Source organism: Mesorhizobium caraganae, assembly GCF_016836705.1.
Taxonomy (GTDB): domain Bacteria; phylum Pseudomonadota; class Alphaproteobacteria; order Rhizobiales; family Rhizobiaceae; genus Mesorhizobium; species Mesorhizobium caraganae.
In genome coordinates this window covers 1-13,779 of sequence record NZ_JAFCGY010000032.1, presented here as the reverse complement: position 1 = coordinate 13,779, position 13,779 = coordinate 1, and the positions used below count along the sequence as shown (strand labels likewise).

General features: G+C 60.8%; 16 protein-coding genes, 1 pseudogene and 1 riboswitch. Of the genes and pseudogenes, 2 read left to right on the top strand and 15 right to left on the bottom strand.

Annotated features, from left to right (window positions below; translation table 11 throughout):
* Positions 1-285: 285 nt before the first annotated feature.
* Genes thiD through thiC form a run of 6 tightly spaced genes read right to left on the bottom strand, consistent with a single transcriptional unit; the run spans position 286 to position 5,414 of the window.
* Positions 286-1,047 (bottom strand): bifunctional hydroxymethylpyrimidine kinase/phosphomethylpyrimidine kinase, encoded by a 762-nt coding sequence (gene thiD / locus JQK88_RS29965; RefSeq protein WP_203280334.1) that lies wholly within the window; start codon positions 1,045-1,047, stop codon positions 286-288.
* Positions 1,038-1,643, bottom strand: coding sequence for a thiamine phosphate synthase (locus JQK88_RS29960; RefSeq protein WP_203280333.1), 606 nt, complete (start codon positions 1,641-1,643; stop codon positions 1,038-1,040). Before JQK88_RS29960 ends, thiD begins: the two co-directional genes overlap by 10 nt.
* Entirely contained in the window at positions 1,640-2,413 is a 774-nt protein-coding gene (locus JQK88_RS29955) for a thiazole synthase (protein ID WP_203280332.1), read from the bottom strand. Before JQK88_RS29955 ends, JQK88_RS29960 begins: the two co-directional genes overlap by 4 nt.
* Position 2,414: 1 nt before the next feature.
* The gene (thiS, locus tag JQK88_RS29950) at positions 2,415-2,612 is read right to left on the bottom strand and encodes a sulfur carrier protein ThiS (protein ID WP_203280331.1); all 198 of its coding nucleotides are present in this window, start codon (positions 2,610-2,612) and stop codon (positions 2,415-2,417) included.
* Positions 2,581-3,582, bottom strand: a complete 1,002-nt coding sequence (gene thiO / locus JQK88_RS29945) for a glycine oxidase ThiO (protein WP_203280330.1) — start codon at positions 3,580-3,582, stop codon at positions 2,581-2,583. Before thiO ends, thiS begins: the two co-directional genes overlap by 32 nt.
* On the bottom strand, positions 3,579-5,414 hold the full coding sequence (gene thiC / locus JQK88_RS29940) for a phosphomethylpyrimidine synthase ThiC (RefSeq protein ID WP_203280329.1): 1,836 nt from the start codon (positions 5,412-5,414) through the stop codon (positions 3,579-3,581). Before thiC ends, thiO begins: the two co-directional genes overlap by 4 nt.
* Positions 5,415-5,519: 105 nt before the next feature.
* A riboswitch (TPP riboswitch) is annotated at positions 5,520-5,635 on the bottom strand.
* Positions 5,636-5,813: 178 nt separating this feature from the next.
* Between thiC and JQK88_RS37270 the strand changes: the two genes are divergently transcribed.
* On the top strand, positions 5,814-6,122 hold the full coding sequence (locus JQK88_RS37270) for a hypothetical protein (RefSeq protein ID WP_312037356.1): 309 nt from the start codon (positions 5,814-5,816) through the stop codon (positions 6,120-6,122).
* Between the two features lie 118 nt (positions 6,123-6,240).
* Here JQK88_RS37270 and JQK88_RS37265 read toward each other — a convergent pair whose 3' ends face one another.
* The 4 genes and pseudogenes from JQK88_RS37265 to JQK88_RS36550 form a co-directional block, all read right to left on the bottom strand.
* Positions 6,241-6,438, bottom strand: a complete 198-nt coding sequence (locus JQK88_RS37265; RefSeq protein ID WP_312037355.1) for a Fic family protein — start codon at positions 6,436-6,438, stop codon at positions 6,241-6,243.
* Positions 6,439-7,122: 684 nt separating this feature from the next.
* A complete protein-coding gene (locus tag JQK88_RS29930) occupies positions 7,123-7,281 on the bottom strand; it encodes a hypothetical protein (RefSeq protein WP_192247434.1) in 159 nt (52 codons plus the stop codon).
* 404 nt (positions 7,282-7,685) lie between these two features.
* Positions 7,686-8,852 (bottom strand): porin, encoded by a 1,167-nt coding sequence (locus JQK88_RS29925; RefSeq protein ID WP_203280328.1) that lies wholly within the window; start codon positions 8,850-8,852, stop codon positions 7,686-7,688.
* 792 nt (positions 8,853-9,644) lie between these two features.
* Positions 9,645-9,842: pseudogene (locus tag JQK88_RS36550) on the bottom strand (DDE-type integrase/transposase/recombinase); the annotation flags it as partial.
* Positions 9,843-10,142: 300 nt separating this feature from the next.
* On the opposite strand from JQK88_RS36550, the gene JQK88_RS29915 reads away from it, so the two are divergent.
* On the top strand, positions 10,143-10,502 hold the full coding sequence (locus tag JQK88_RS29915; protein ID WP_192247440.1) for a hypothetical protein: 360 nt from the start codon (positions 10,143-10,145) through the stop codon (positions 10,500-10,502).
* On the opposite strand, the gene JQK88_RS29910 is transcribed toward JQK88_RS29915, so the two are convergent.
* The 5 genes from JQK88_RS29910 to JQK88_RS29900 form a co-directional block, all read right to left on the bottom strand.
* Positions 10,499-10,798, bottom strand: coding sequence for a hypothetical protein (locus tag JQK88_RS29910; RefSeq protein ID WP_192247443.1), 300 nt, complete (start codon positions 10,796-10,798; stop codon positions 10,499-10,501). The two genes, JQK88_RS29915 and JQK88_RS29910, sit on opposite strands and share 4 nt — an antisense overlap.
* Positions 10,799-10,939: 141 nt before the next feature.
* The gene (locus JQK88_RS37255) at positions 10,940-11,095 is read right to left on the bottom strand and encodes a hypothetical protein (RefSeq protein ID WP_312037354.1); all 156 of its coding nucleotides are present in this window, start codon (positions 11,093-11,095) and stop codon (positions 10,940-10,942) included.
* Positions 11,080-11,940, bottom strand: a complete 861-nt coding sequence (locus JQK88_RS29905; protein ID WP_312037353.1) for a Fic family protein — start codon at positions 11,938-11,940, stop codon at positions 11,080-11,082. The genes JQK88_RS37255 and JQK88_RS29905 overlap by 16 nt, the downstream gene beginning before the upstream one ends.
* Entirely contained in the window at positions 11,900-12,307 is a 408-nt protein-coding gene (locus tag JQK88_RS37250; protein WP_312037352.1) for a hypothetical protein, read from the bottom strand. The genes JQK88_RS29905 and JQK88_RS37250 overlap by 41 nt, the downstream gene beginning before the upstream one ends.
* Positions 12,308-12,468: 161 nt before the next feature.
* On the bottom strand, positions 12,469-13,779 hold a 1,311-nt coding region (locus JQK88_RS29900; protein WP_203280327.1), incomplete at its 5' end, for a hypothetical protein.

Sequence of the window (13,779 nt, the reverse complement as noted above, 5' to 3'; positions counted from 1 at the left end):
GAATATTTTTCTTTGAAGAGCGTGACGGTCTGCGCCGTCTTGTGGTGCCTCGGCTTGTACAATGGCCTCCTGGCCTTCCGTGACACGCAAGCGATGAGGTTCGGTTACTCTACCGTGCAATGGCGTTCGGAAATACGACAGGCGAACCACAATAGTCATGTTTAGGCTGAAGACTTTTTAGCGGACCGCGAAAAAAGAAAACGACCAGTTCTTGCAAAGCGTTCGAACTCGCTTTCGTTGGAGAAGCGTCGTCGCTAGTCCAGCTCTATCGATCGTCACTCGCTGTCATGTGACTGCATGCTTCGAGAGCTTCTCGAACACAAACAGTTTGGCGTCACGCACGCTGTCTTCAAGCGGGCTTGCCTTTGCCAAATGCGCCGCAATCGCACTGGCCAGCATGCATCCCGTCCCGCGCATTGATGTAGCAAGGCGCGGTGCGTCGAAGCGGACTGGTTCGTGATCGGAGCGCAACAGGATATCGGTCGACCGGGGTCCCGATGCATGGCCACCCTTGATAAGCAGAGCCCGCGCGCCGGCTTCCAGCAATTCCCGGCCTTGCCTGACTGCGCTGTCCTCATCGACCGCCAGTTCCGAGCCAACCAGGAGCGCCAGTTCGATGAGGTTGGGTGTGACCAGGCGGCAAAGCGGCAGCAGATCACGCTTCATGACGGCGATGGCGCCGGCTTCCAGGAGAGACCGGCCTGACGTCGACGCCAGCACCGGGTCCAGTATCGCCGGCACGTGCGGATTTTCACGCAGCACCGCCGCAACGGCAACGATGATCTCGGCAGTCGCCAGCATGCCGATCTTGATGGCCGTCACCTCGTTGGCCTGCAGCGCCGCGCACATTTGATTGGCCACCAGACGAGATTGCGAATGATGAATTTCCATGACGGCTTCGTGCGTCTGCACCGTCAGCGCGGTGACAGCAAGGCAGGTGCGCACGCCAATGGAAGAGATCGTCTCGATGTCGCGCGCAATTCCGGCACCACCGCTGGAGTCCGATCCACCGACAACAAGCACATGCGGTTCCCGCCTCAGCGCCATTGGTCCGTCTTTTCGATCCATTTCCGCGCGCGCGCTTCGGGATCGGCATTCAATGTGATGTCGGTGACCACCGCCGCGCTGTCCGCACCAGCCGCGAAGACTCCGTCGAGCCGGTCAGGGTTGAGGCCGCCTATGGCGACCAATGGGATCGGCGCGACCCGGCGCTTCCACGCGCTGATCCGTTCGACGCCTTGCGGAGCCCATTTCATCTTCTTCAGGATGGTCGGGTAGATGGGGCCGAGCGCGATGTAGTCTGGCTCGGCGGCCTTGGCCGTTTCCAGTTCGAGATGATCATGGGTGCTCAGTCCGAGCCCCACGCCGGCTGCCCGTATCCGCGCGAGGTCGGCGGTCCGCAAATCCTCCTGGCCGAGATGCACGAAGTCGCAGCCTTCCTCGATTGCCAGGCGCCAGTGGTCGTTGACGATGAGCTGGCACCGGTGTCGAGCACACAAGGCCTTCGCTTTCCGGATTTCGGTGCGCAACCCGGCTTCATGCATGGTCTTGATGCGGAGTTGCACCAGCTTGAGGCCAAGCGGCACCAGCCGCTCGATCCAGGCAGCGCTGTCGACGATCAGGTAGAAGGGATCGAGCTTCATGAAAAAACTGCCCTGCCGATCGTCGGTGTCGATGGCACGGCAACGTCGCGCGGTTCGAGCATTCCCGAGCTGAAGGCTTCACGACCGGCCTCGACCGCTTTGCCAAATGCGCGCGCCATGCCGATGGGGTCGGCCGCCTTGGCGACCGCCGTGTTCAGGAGCACGGCGTCAAAGCCGAGCTCCATGACGGTTGCTGCATGCGACGGTCGCCCGAGGCCTGCATCCACAATCAGTGGAACGTCAGGGAAATGCCTGCGCATCGCGCGCAACGCCGTGATGTTGACCGGCCCGAGGGCGGAGCCAATCGGCGCGCACCACGGCATCAGGACCTTGCAGCCTGCCCCAAGCAGCCGCTCGGCGACGACAAGGTCGTCGGTGGTATAGGGGAGTACTGCAAAGCCGTCTTCGCACAGGACGCGTGCAGCTTCGACCAGGCCGAACACGTCCGGCTGCAGCGTATCGTGATTGCCGATCACTTCGAGCTTGATCCAGCTCGTGCCGAAGACTTCGCGCGCCATTTTTGCGGTCGTGACCGCTTCCTTGACGGAGTGACAGCCAGCAGTGTTGGGCAGGATTTTCGTGCCAAGCGCGCTGATCAGCGCCCAGAATTTTTCGCCGGCCTTGCCGCCGGCCATTTCACGGCGCAACGAGACCGTCACCACCGACGTGCCTGACGCCTTGACCGCATCGGCAAGGATGGCAGGCGAAGGATATTGAGCCGTGCCGAGAAGCAGCCTGGAGGCAAGCCTCGTCCCGAGAAGGTCGAACATGCTAGCCTCCCTGCATGGGTGAAAGGATTTCGATCCGGTCGCCGTCGCTCAACTGGAACTCCGCCCGGTTGGCTTTGTGCACGAGATCGCTGTTGACGGCCGTTGCCAGCCAATCGCCCTCATAGTCGAGCGCGGCAAGCAATTCGGCCAGCGTAATGGCGGCAACTTCATGCGCTTCGCCGTTGACCATCAGTTTCACGAGCAAGCTCCTTGTTTCTGTCTTGACTGAAAACCAGGTCGGCAGCCTGGCGCGCCATGGCGGGGGCGAGGAGAAAACCGTGGCGATAGAGCCCATTGATCGCGACGCTGTCTCCGCTCGTTTCGACGCGCGGCAGGTTGTCGGGAAAGGCCGGACGAGCACCTGCGCCTGTCTCAATGATGCCAGCTTCGCCGAATGCCGGATGGAGAGCATAGGCCGCGCCCAAAAGCTCCATCATTGAACGCGCCGTGACCGGCCCTGTGGACTGGCTCTCGATCATCGTCGCGCCAACCATGAAACAGTGGTCGTTGCGCGGCACTATGTAGACCGGAAAGCGCGGATGAAGCAGCCGGACTGGGCGCGACAGCGAAATGTCCGGCGTGCGTAGGATCAGCATCTCGCCGCGAACGCCGCGCAGGCCGTCGTCTTCTGCCGCCATCCCCGTGCAGTCGATCCGGCGATCGAAACCGGAAATGTGCCGGGCATCGGCGCCGAAGCGGAATTCGACACCCATGGCAGCGAGCCTGTCATGAAGTGCCGCCATCGCGTGCCGGGGGTCGAGATGAGCCTCATCGGGGAACAACAGTCCGCGCCTGAAGCGGCCGGCGAGGTCGGGTTCCAGGAGCGCAATTTCGTCTTCATCGACACGCCGATGCCCCGACGTGCGACTTGCGAACCGGTCGAGTTCGCCAGTATCGCGCGGCGCGGCCACGACCAGTGTTCCGGCCCGCGTCACCTGACCGGGCAGCACCGCATCCCACCAGTCGGCAGCGTCGCATCCGAGATCCAGCACAGGCTGCTCGGCGCTTTCACGCTCGCACCATGGCGCCAGCATGCCGCCGGCGAACCACGATGCGTTGCCACCGATGCCATGCCGGGTCTCGGCGACTGTGACCGTCGCGCCGCGGGCGGCGAGTTCGAAGGCGGCGGTGAGGCCGGCAACACCGGCCCCTTTGACCAGCACCCTCATGACGGTTCCGGCGCCTCTGGCATGACCCGTACGCCGGTCTCGTCTACCGGCAGGTAGAGATCGCCGCCCTCGCGGTATTTCGCCGCCATCGCCGCCATGCCTTCTTTCTGTGCCTCGGCGCGGATGTCGTGGGAGATACGCATGGAGCAGAATTTCGGCCCGCACATCGAGCAGAAATGCGCCAGCTTGTGTGCCTCCTTGGGCAAGGTCTGGTCGTGGAAGGATCGCGCCGTTTCGGGATCGAGCGACAGGTTGAACTGGTCTTCCCAGCGGAACTCGAAGCGCGCGCGGGAAAGGGCATCATCCCTGACTTTCGCCGCCGGATGGCCCTTGGCGAGATCGGCGGCATGGGCGGCGATCTTATAGGTGATCACGCCGGTCTTGACGTCATTGCGGTCGGGCAGGCCGAGATGCTCCTTGGGCGTGACGTAGCAGAGCATGGCCGTGCCGAACCAGCCGATCATGGCAGCACCAATACCTGAGGTGATGTGATCGTAACCCGGCGCGATGTCGGTCGTCAGCGGTCCAAGCGTATAGAACGGCGCTTCGCCGCAGACGGCGAGCTGCTTGTCCATGTTCTGCTTGATCTTGTGCATCGGCACGTGGCCGGGCCCCTCGATCATCACCTGGCAATCCTTCGCCCAGGCGATCTGCGTCAGCTCGCCGAGCGTTTCCAGCTCGGCAAATTGCGCCGCGTCGTTGGCATCGGCAATCGAGCCGGGACGAAGGCCGTCGCCGAGCGAAAAGGACACATCATAGGCGCGGCAGATGTCGCAGATCTCCGCGAAATGCTCGTAGAGGAAGCTCTCCCGGTGATGATGCAGGCACCATTTGGCCATGATCGAGCCGCCGCGAGAAACGATACCCGTGACGCGGTCAACGGTCAGCGGGATGTAGTGCAGCCGCACGCCGGCATGGATGGTGAAATAGTCGACGCCCTGTTCGGCCTGTTCGATCAGCGTGTCGCGGTAGACCTCCCAGGTCAGGTCCTCGGCGATGCCGCCGACCTTCTCGAGCGCCTGGTAAAGCGGCACCGTGCCGATCGGCACTGGCGCATTGCGCACGATCCATTCGCGGATGTTGTGGATGTTGCGTCCCGTCGACAGATCCATCACCGTGTCGGCGCCCCAGCGGATCGCCCACACCATCTTTTCCACTTCCTCGGCCATCGAAGAGGTGACTGCCGAATTGCCGATATTGGCGTTGATCTTCACCAGGAAATTGCGGCCGATGATCATCGGCTCGCTCTCGGGATGATTGATGTTGGCGGGAATGATCGCCCGCCCGCGTGCCACCTCGTCGCGCACGAATTCGGGTGTGACGAAATCGGGGATCGCCGCGCCGAAGGCTTCGCCATCGCGCTCGAGCTTGCCATGCAGAATCGCCCGTCCAAGGTTCTCGCGGATGGCGACGAACTCCATTTCGGGCGTGATGATGCCGGCGCGCGCATAGGCAAGCTGGGTCACCGCCTTGCCGGCCTTGGCTCTGAGCGGGCGGTTGCGAACGGGAAACTCCGGCGTCAGGCGCTCGCCCGCCGCGAATCCGTTGTCTTCCGGCCGGACATGGCGGCCGTCATAGGCTTCGACGTCGCCGCGCGCCGTAATCCATTCGTGCCGACGCCGTGCGAGACCCTTTTCGATGCTGGTTTCGACAGTCGGGTCTGTATAGGGCCCCGACGGATCGTAGACGGTGACGGGCGGTTCGCCAGCCGTCGGATGGACGGCGATTTCGCGCATTGGCACCTTGATGTGCGGGTGGAGGACGCCGGGCTTGTGGATTTTCCGCGAGGCGGGCAGTGGTCCCGTCGACACGGCGGGGGTGAGGGCATTCATCGTGAGGCTCCTTTGCTCATGCATTGGAGACCCAGTTCTGTGCCGGAAGGATGAAAAGACGCTTTGGCCGGCCTGTTCGAAACAGGACTTCGGGCGTGAACTCCCGCAAAGCGCTTGCACCGTCCCTACGCCAGTATGAACTGGATCAGGTTCAACGGGTCACTGCGCCGCGAAAGCCAGCAGTATCTCAGCCCCTTGCCGGGACTCCCCTTGGTGAATGCCTCGAATTGAGCGGGCCGTCGCCGCTTTGTCAAGCGGCTTCGGGCGCCTTGGGCCGCGGCGACGATCTGCGGCCCGTCAGACCTGGGAGGAAAGCTCGCATGTGTCGGGCGCACGCCCGGGACACGAGGCAGGGATGAGGGGATCGCCAAACCGTCGGACTAAAGATCGATCCTTATGATGATCACGCCTTCAATCGGCACCAAAGGTTTGCGCGTAGATCGCCTCGATCCGCCCTGCCTCGTCATTGGTCAGCGCGGCGAATTCCTTTTCGCTGGCGCGGTTCGAAAGGTGGCCACCATTCTGGTGAAGGAAACCGAAGAGCAGATCGGTCAGCCGCTCGGGCATGTCGATAAAGGCATCCACCTGTTGCCGGAATTAATCGTAGCGCTGCACAAAAGCGGTTTCGTCGGGAAGATCCCGTTCGATCGTCCGCTGAACGCAGGCATAGAGGAATTCGGCGTGCGGGGCTGCATCGAGAATCGGTAGAAATCCCCGGTGTCATTCAGCACCCGGACGTTGAATTGCGGCGTCGGTTTCCATTCGATCAATGGCAGAAGGCGCTGCGAATAGCTCTCGAGCACGCGCCTGTACTCGTCGATCTGGTCTAGGATCGCGGCCGAGACGGGAAACACCACTCCCGGCGGATTGAAACGTGCAGGGCAAGGACATGGTGGATTAGGTAGCGGTGAATGCGGCCGTTTCCGTCCTCGAACGGGTGGATATAGACAAAGCCGAAGGCGAGGATTGCGGCGGCGATGATTGCATCAAGGTTTTGCGCGGGGCCTTGATCGAAGGCCACCATCCCATCGATGAGTCCTCAGGCCGAGCGCTGATGTGATCGGGCAGGGGCATGCGGTTGTCTCGGTCATGCTGGCCGACGAAGCCTCCTTCCTTTCGCAAGCCAAGTCTCACGAAACGGGCATCGCCGAGGACTCAGCAGCTCATCGCCATCGATCGGTTGGCGGCCGGCTTCGCCGATGGCGCGGCCCCAGCGTTGGATTCGGTCTTGCGGCGGGCGCTCGCCCTCGATCGCGTAGCTTGATCGCGAGGCTTTGAGCAAAAGAAAGGCGGCGGTCCGAGCAAGGAGGTCGCGCGGGACGTCCGCTACGATTGCCTCCGCGCGCCGCGGCAGTTCAAGGCCGATGAATTTTTCGAGAGTCCTGGTGCGAAACACCAGAGGGCAGAACTCAGGCGTGCCGGGGAGATTGTCCGTTATGCGGAGCGCGAAGCGGTCTGCTACCGTTCAGTAATGCGATGATGCTGGCCAGTGGCGGACAACGTACGAGGCAAGGGCACAGCGAGCCCGTAGGCTCCTATTAGGACGCTGTACCCGGCCGGGTCGCCGTCTCAGGAAGGCGTATTGCTGAGATGCCGCTACCGGCTTAAGGAAGCGCCTTCAGATAGCGAATGGCGCGTCCGGGACCGACAGCCCGGCCGCATGCTGAATGGCGTCAGCCTGCTTGGCAATTACCTCGGCTGACCCGTCTCAACGCAGGCTGTCGAATCTGCCCGTCAGCGCGGAACGACCGGCGCGATGGGTCACGTCGAGCGCCTGCTGGCGCCGCTGTCGCGCGACTGCGCAATAGTCACCGTGATCGACGGTCACCACGCGACCATTGCCTGGATCGGCGGTGTGAACGGCCATCGCGTCAAGGCGGCTGGGCGCAACAGGGCGGTGTTTTGTCTGAGCAGTAGCAACCCGGTGCCGATCATGCTGGACGGGCCAGGGATCCTTCCGCGCTCGAGCACGGCCATCGAAACGAAACGACCTGATCGTCCGCGCGAGCATAGGAGTGCGGCTGATCGGTGGCGACCAGCGGCTTCGCCCGCGTGCAATGTCATTGTCTCAGAGCCGACGGCGACCTTGAGACTTCCTTGCACGATCGAAGCAAGCTCACGAGTGCCCGACTGTGAGCGGCCGAGCGATGAACATCGTCCGGCCTGAGGTCTAGGCTTCCAATCTCGCTTCGATTCCATCCTATTTCTCTTAGAGTGTTGCGGGATTGGTCCGTTCAATCGGACGCCGAGATTCAACTTTTCATTCATTAGCTAGAATGCGCTTTGGAAACGGAGGATGCCGCCGACGCTGTTCTTTTTGTCAGCGTCAGTCCAGTTTGCGTTGGAAGGGCCGACCATGCCGACGCCGAAGTTGCCATAGTGGTCATAGTAGACTTCGACTATAACCGTGAAACCTGGGACGACCGTATAGGCGACGTTTGTAGCCAGACCATAGTTCTTGAGCTGATCACCCGAGACCTGAAGGTTGAACGAAGTTGTCTCGTTGAACTTGTAAGTGGCGCCGGCCCAGAAAGCCCAGTTGCCGCCCCAAATTTTGTAGAAGCCACGACCATGAGCGTCGATTGCGTTGGTCGAGTCATCGTTGAGCTTGCCGTTGGAGCCGTAGCCGAACATTCCGAATAGCGACAGTTCGTTGGTGACATCGACGTCGACGCGGACCTTGCCGGCCACCGATTCGTAGTTGCTATCATAAGCGACAACACCGGTGATCGCGCCCCAGCCTTGGGTGTATTTCACGCCGCCCACGACGTGCGGAACATAGCTGTTGATAGTGCCGACCACGCCCGAGCCCTCTTCGAGTGAAACCAAAGCCGAAAAGCCGTTATCGGCGTCAAAGTAGTACTGAACCACATTGGTATCGAAGTCGCCGTACGGAACAGCCATCTGATTGAGGACGTTGCCAGGGTAGCCAATAAACGTGTCGAAGGCCGACCAGTCCTTACCAACTCGGAGGCCACCAAGCTGAAGCCAGGCGAAAGTCAACTTGATGCCACTGTTGAAGGCATAGTTCTGAGGACTGTCCAGACCCGAGTAAGCGTTGCGGTTGCCGAAGTTCATGCCGGTTTCGGTATAGGTTTTCAAAGTGCCGAGTTCGGTCTCCTGGCCTGTCCAAGTTTTCAACGTGAAGCGCGTGTTGTTTCGCCATGTGCCCTGATCCTCGCCTGTCCTCACATCCGAGGTTCTTGCGCCGTCATACGATCTGACATCGCCGAGGCCGATGTCGTAACGGACATAGCCGCCGATACGCACGCAGCTCTCGGTGCCACGAATATAGAAATAGCCCGAACCGTAGACGTCGCAGATCTTGACATATTCGGTCGGTTCCGGCTCGGCGGCCGTCACCACGTCGGCGGCGCGAGCACCGGAAACTGCGATCAGGGCCGCAGCTGAGCCGAGCAGAATGCTCGTGATGTTCATTCTTGATCTCCGTTCAAAGCTTGAAAATGGAGGAAATGACGTCAAAGAACGAGAATTGTTCAAGAACAAAGTTGACGAAGCTAAAGTAAGATTTTTGGTATCTGTCCCATTTGTTTCTGAGCGAAGATTGGTTTCTGCAGTACTGCGCATTTGTACGATTAGGTGAATTGTAGACTTCGTACATGACCTGGAGCGCTAGAGAACTGGCCTGAGTTAGGCTCAAAAAATCGCAACATACTGCAGCTCTTTCGCCTCGGCTCGCTGCGCCTCGACGCAGCTCTTCAGCTAAAGTATTCGGTTGCCCCGGGGGAATTCAGCACTTCTGAGCCAATCGCCATGGTCATCTCCGCTAGTTCTGGGTAGACCGTCAGAACGGCTTCCAAAGTTGACTGCGCAAGTGACGTGCCATCCTGAAGACGTAGCTGCGCGCTGACACCCAAGTTGGCCGGCGCACTTTGGTCGCGCTTCATTCTTTTTGGCTTTGAGGTCAACTGAGCACGAAAAGCAAACGTTTAGGATGTGGTTCGTCTGTTCGATACGCGACAATTTCGTTCAATGGCGACAGCTTTTGTTTGCTATGAAACCTCGAGATTGAGACATCATGCGGCGGCACCGTCTCGGTACATCAGGCGAGATGCCCCACTGACGCCGACATAATAGTCACGAGCGAGGTCGGGCATGCGGCTCTTGGAGCATGGCCTCGGCCGTAAGCGTCATCGTTAGGGCGGAGGGCCACGCCCAGGTCGTGGCGAAGCTGGTCATGATCCCGGGCACCAACTTGCCAATCAGATCCGGACAAAGTGATTTTCGCAAAGCTGGGAAGATCGACACGAACCGTTGTAAATCGCCTCTGGATCGGAAGCCGTTGGCCCGTTCTGTTTTTGCAGCAGCACATGCGAGTTCTCGGCGCGATTGTTAAGCCCCCTTGTGCGAGCGATGCTCGACTTGCGGCACCACCTGGCGCTTTGCCGCATAGGAGCGCGATTTGTCGATGATCATTTGCTCAAGATCACCCGGCGCGGCGCGGCCACGCGGCGCGGCGCGGCCACGCCCGGTTCGCGTCACCTGGCCGGGCGTTGCCGCATCACACCAGTCGGCGGCGTCACGTCCAAGATCCAGCACCGGCTGCTCGGCGCTTTCACGCGCGCACCACGGCGCCAACATGCGCCGGCGACCCATTGCCACCAAGTCTAGGCATTATCTCCGCAACGGTCACTGCCGCACCGCGTATGGCGAGCTCGTAGGGCGCGGTGAGGTCGGCGACGCCGGCGCCTTAGACCAAGGACATTCATGATCGCTCATGCGCCTCAGTCGGATCGGTGCGCCAACGCCGGCGGCGCAGTATGCCGAACGAGCGCGCAGGAAGAACTGCATCGGAAAGAAGGGGCGAGGATTCACGGCTCCGTTCAGGGACCGGTTCATCAACTCGTCGATCTTGACCAGGCCGCTTTCCGCTTGTTGCCGAATGTCGCGAACTGGTTTCTTCGGAAAACGTCTAAATATGCCGTCAGCAAATCCTCTACTCACCCGTCCGGCGGACTCACCGATGCTCTCGACATGTTATTTGCCGAATCCCTCGAGCGTCTCGGCGACAAATTGCCAGCCTTCTCGTGTGACCAGGAACTCACTGGCGCTTTAATCGACGGTTAGCCCTTCTTCATCAAGGCGCCAGCCACCCCCTTATCAGGACGAAACGAAGTCCCATGCATCTCGATGCCCCGCAATGGGATGCGGCCGCCGGAAAACACGAGGTAAGACATGAACAGCGCACGGGTGCGTGGCGTGTCGTTCTTCGAGTCATTGTTGTCCCGCCCCCAATTGCCATAGTCGGCGAGGTTCTCGTATGGATAAGGATCGAAGCTCATCGCTGACGATTTCTCGCCGTCGATGGCGACAGCCAGCGCGTCGATGATCCGCTTCGCCGACTCTTGCTCAATGTCCAGCATGTTTGTCCCGTTGTCCTATCGCGCCGGTGATCACGACCCAGATGTAGCACGTGTGTCGGGCGCACGCCCGGGAGACCAGGCAGGGATAAGGGGATCGCCAAACCGTCGGACTAAAGATCGATCCTTATGATGATCACGCCTTCAATCGGCACCAAAGGTTTGCGCGTAGATCGCCTCGATCCGCCCTGCCTCGTCATTGGTCAGCGCGGCGAATTCCTTTTCGCTGGCGCGGTTCGAAAGGTGGCCACCATTCTGGTGAAGGAAACCGAAGAGCAGATCGGTCAGCCGCTCGGGCATGTCGATAAAGGCATCCACCTGTTGCCGGAATTGATCGTAGCGCTGCACAAAAGCGGTTTCGTCGGGAAGGTCTCGTTCGATCGTCCGCTGAACGCAGGCATAGAGAATTCGGCGTGCGGGGTTGCATCGAAGAATCGGTAGAAATCCCCGGTGTCATTCAGCACCCGGACGTTGAATTGCGGCGTCGGTTCCCATTCGACCAATGGCAGAAGGCGCTTTGAATAGCTCTCGAGCACGCGCCTGTACTCGTCGATCTGGTCTAGGATCGCGGCCGAGACGGGAACCGGCGGATTGAAGCCGTGCATGGCAAGGACATGGTGGATTAGGTAGCGGTGAATGCGGCCGTTTCCGTCCTCGAACGGGTGGATGTAGACATAGCCGAAGGCGAGGATTGCGGCGGCGATGACTGCATCAAGGTTTTGCGCGGGGCCTTGATCGAAGGCCACCATCCCATCGATGAGGCGCGGCAGGTCCTCAGGCCGAGCGGCGATGTGATCGGGCAGGGGCATGCGGTTGTCTCGGTCATGCTGGCCGACGAAGCCTCCTTCCTTTCGGAAGCCAAGTCTCACGAAACGGGCATCGCCGAGTACAATTCTTTGCAGGCGCAGCAGCTCATCGCCATCGATCGGTTGGCGGCCGGCTTCGCCGATGGCGCGGCCCCAGCGTTGGATTCGGTCTTGCGGCGGGCGCTCGCCCTCGATCGCGTAGCTTGATCGCGAGGCTTTGAGCAAAAGAAAGGCGGCGGTCCGAGCAAGGAGGTCGCGCGGGACGTCCGCTACGATTGCCTCCGCGCGCCGCGGCAGTTCAAGGCCGATGAATTTTTCGAGAGTCTTGGTGCGAAACACCAGAGGGGCAGAACTCAGGCGTGCCGGGGAGATTGTCCCTTATGCGGTAGCGCGAAGCGGTCTTCTCGGGTCCGGACCACTGCAGCTCGGGATCGACAACCGGAACGTAGCGTCCGGCATCCGCGTCGGGGAGATCGATACGCGCGCCCGTCAGCCATTCATATAGAAACCAGATGCGGCGGGCATAACTGCCGGTCGGGCGTTCACGGACCAACGCCTCGATCGGTGCGGGACCGGTCACCTGGAACAGCCGCTTGAGGACGGCAAGGTCGAGCCCCTCGTACTTGAGCGCGAAGGTTAGGTGGCTTTCGACGGTTGGATGTGGGGGATGGCGAACCATCGATGAACTCTGGTCGGTCGTGGCCAACTGCCTCGCAGCTTTCACAGCCTAGGAATGCAGGCCCTATTTCGAGGCAGCCGGCCATGACCGGAGTAAGTCGAGTCTGCTCTAGATTAGAAGTGATCGGGAGATGCCTATTTTATAGTTCCTTACTAGTTGAGTATGAAATATTATGTTTCATAGTGTCATTACTTAAGCTTTCTAATTGCGGCAACAGAGCCTCGTTGTTTGCTCGCCGCTGCCAAAACTTCCGATTTAGACATATTCTTTAATTTGCCAGGGCTCTCCAGCAGCGCGTGCACCGCTTGCGCTGCGCACGCCTTGCTCAGAATTTCGACGATATCGTCCTTGCTGAGCTTCTGGCGGCTGAACTCCAGCTTCGCCAGCGCCTCCGCCTTGTCCAGCAGGGTCTGCACCGCCTGCGCCGCGCCCACATTGCCCAGGATCTTGACGATATCGTCCTTGCTGAGCTTCTGGCCGCCGAACTCCAGCTTCGCCAGCGCCTCCGCCTTGTCCAGCAGGGTCTGCACCGCCTGGGTGGCACCATCATTGCCCAGGATCTGGACGATATCGTCCTTGCTGAGCTTCTGGCCGCCGAACTCCAGCTCCGCCAGCGCCTCCGCCTTGTCCAGCAGGGTCTGCACCGCCTGGGTGGCACCCTGATTGCCCAAGATCTTGACGATATCGTCCTTGCTGAGCTTCTGGCTGCCGAACTCCAGCTCCGCCAGCGCCTCTGCCTTGTCCAGCAGGGTCTGCACCGCCTGGGCGGCGCCAGCCTTGCCCAGGATTCTGACGATATCATCCTTGCTGAGCTTCTGGCCGCCGAACTCCAGCTTCGCCAGCGCCTCCGCCTTGTCCAGCAGGGTCTGCACCGCCTGGGCGGCACCATCATTGCTCAGGATCTGGACGATATCGTCCTTGCCCAGCTTCTGGCCGCCGAACTCCAGCTCCGCCAGCGCCTCCGCCTTGTCCAGCAGGGTCTGCACCGCCTGGGTGGCACCATCATTGCCCAGGATCTTGACGATATCGTCCTTGCTGAGCTTCCGGCCGCCGAACTCGAGGTTCGCCAGCGCCTCCGCATTGGCCGGCAGGGTCTGCACCGCTTGGGCGGCGCCCTTGGTACGAAGGATTTTGAGGATATTGTCCTTGCCGAGCTTCTGGCCACCGAACTCGAGGTTCGCCAGCGCCTCCGCATTGTCCACAAAGGACTTCAAAGCACGGGATCCGCCGGTGCGTATGCCAACGCGTTCGCACTCCTCGCGCGACAGCCCAAACCCCGTCGCCATGGTTTCACTCACCGATTCGGGAAGCTCTTCATGGAGCTTCTTTCGACTCCGACGTTTCGGTTTCGAGCTTGAAGCCGCCTCCGGACGACTCTCCTCCAAGGCGATTGCCGGTCGCGCCCCGTGCCGCGCCAGCAACGCCGTACGATCGGCGACGACGTCTCGAAGATCCAGCGATGCGCCCTCTGGCGGCCGGCTGTTCGCCAGCCTGGTCAC

Coding starts and splice junctions, on each gene's coding strand:
- JQK88_RS29915 (WP_192247440.1), top strand. CDS start 10,143: ATGATCGCTCATGCGCCTCAGTCGGATCGGTGCGCCAACGCCGGCGGC.
- JQK88_RS29960 (WP_203280333.1), bottom strand. CDS start 1,643: ATGAAGCTCGATCCCTTCTACCTGATCGTCGACAGCGCTGCCTGGATC.
- thiC (WP_203280329.1), bottom strand. CDS start 5,414: ATGAATGCCCTCACCCCCGCCGTGTCGACGGGACCACTGCCCGCCTCG.
- JQK88_RS37265 (WP_312037355.1), bottom strand. CDS start 6,438: ATGGTGGCCTTCGATCAAGGCCCCGCGCAAAACCTTGATGCAATCATC.
- JQK88_RS37255 (WP_312037354.1), bottom strand. CDS start 11,095: ATGCCCGAGCGGCTGACCGATCTGCTCTTCGGTTTCCTTCACCAGAAT.
- JQK88_RS29955 (WP_203280332.1), bottom strand. CDS start 2,413: ATGTTCGACCTTCTCGGGACGAGGCTTGCCTCCAGGCTGCTTCTCGGC.
- JQK88_RS29930 (WP_192247434.1), bottom strand. CDS start 7,281: ATGGCCGTTCACACCGCCGATCCAGGCAATGGTCGCGTGGTGACCGTC.
- JQK88_RS29925 (WP_203280328.1), bottom strand. CDS start 8,852: ATGAACATCACGAGCATTCTGCTCGGCTCAGCTGCGGCCCTGATCGCA.
- JQK88_RS29910 (WP_192247443.1), bottom strand. CDS start 10,798: ATGCTGGACATTGAGCAAGAGTCGGCGAAGCGGATCATCGACGCGCTG.
- JQK88_RS37270 (WP_312037356.1), top strand. CDS start 5,814: ATGATCACGCCTTCAATCGGCACCAAAGGTTTGCGCGTAGATCGCCTC.
- thiD (WP_203280334.1), bottom strand. CDS start 1,047: ATGGCGCTGAGGCGGGAACCGCATGTGCTTGTTGTCGGTGGATCGGAC.
- thiO (WP_203280330.1), bottom strand. CDS start 3,582: ATGAGGGTGCTGGTCAAAGGGGCCGGTGTTGCCGGCCTCACCGCCGCC.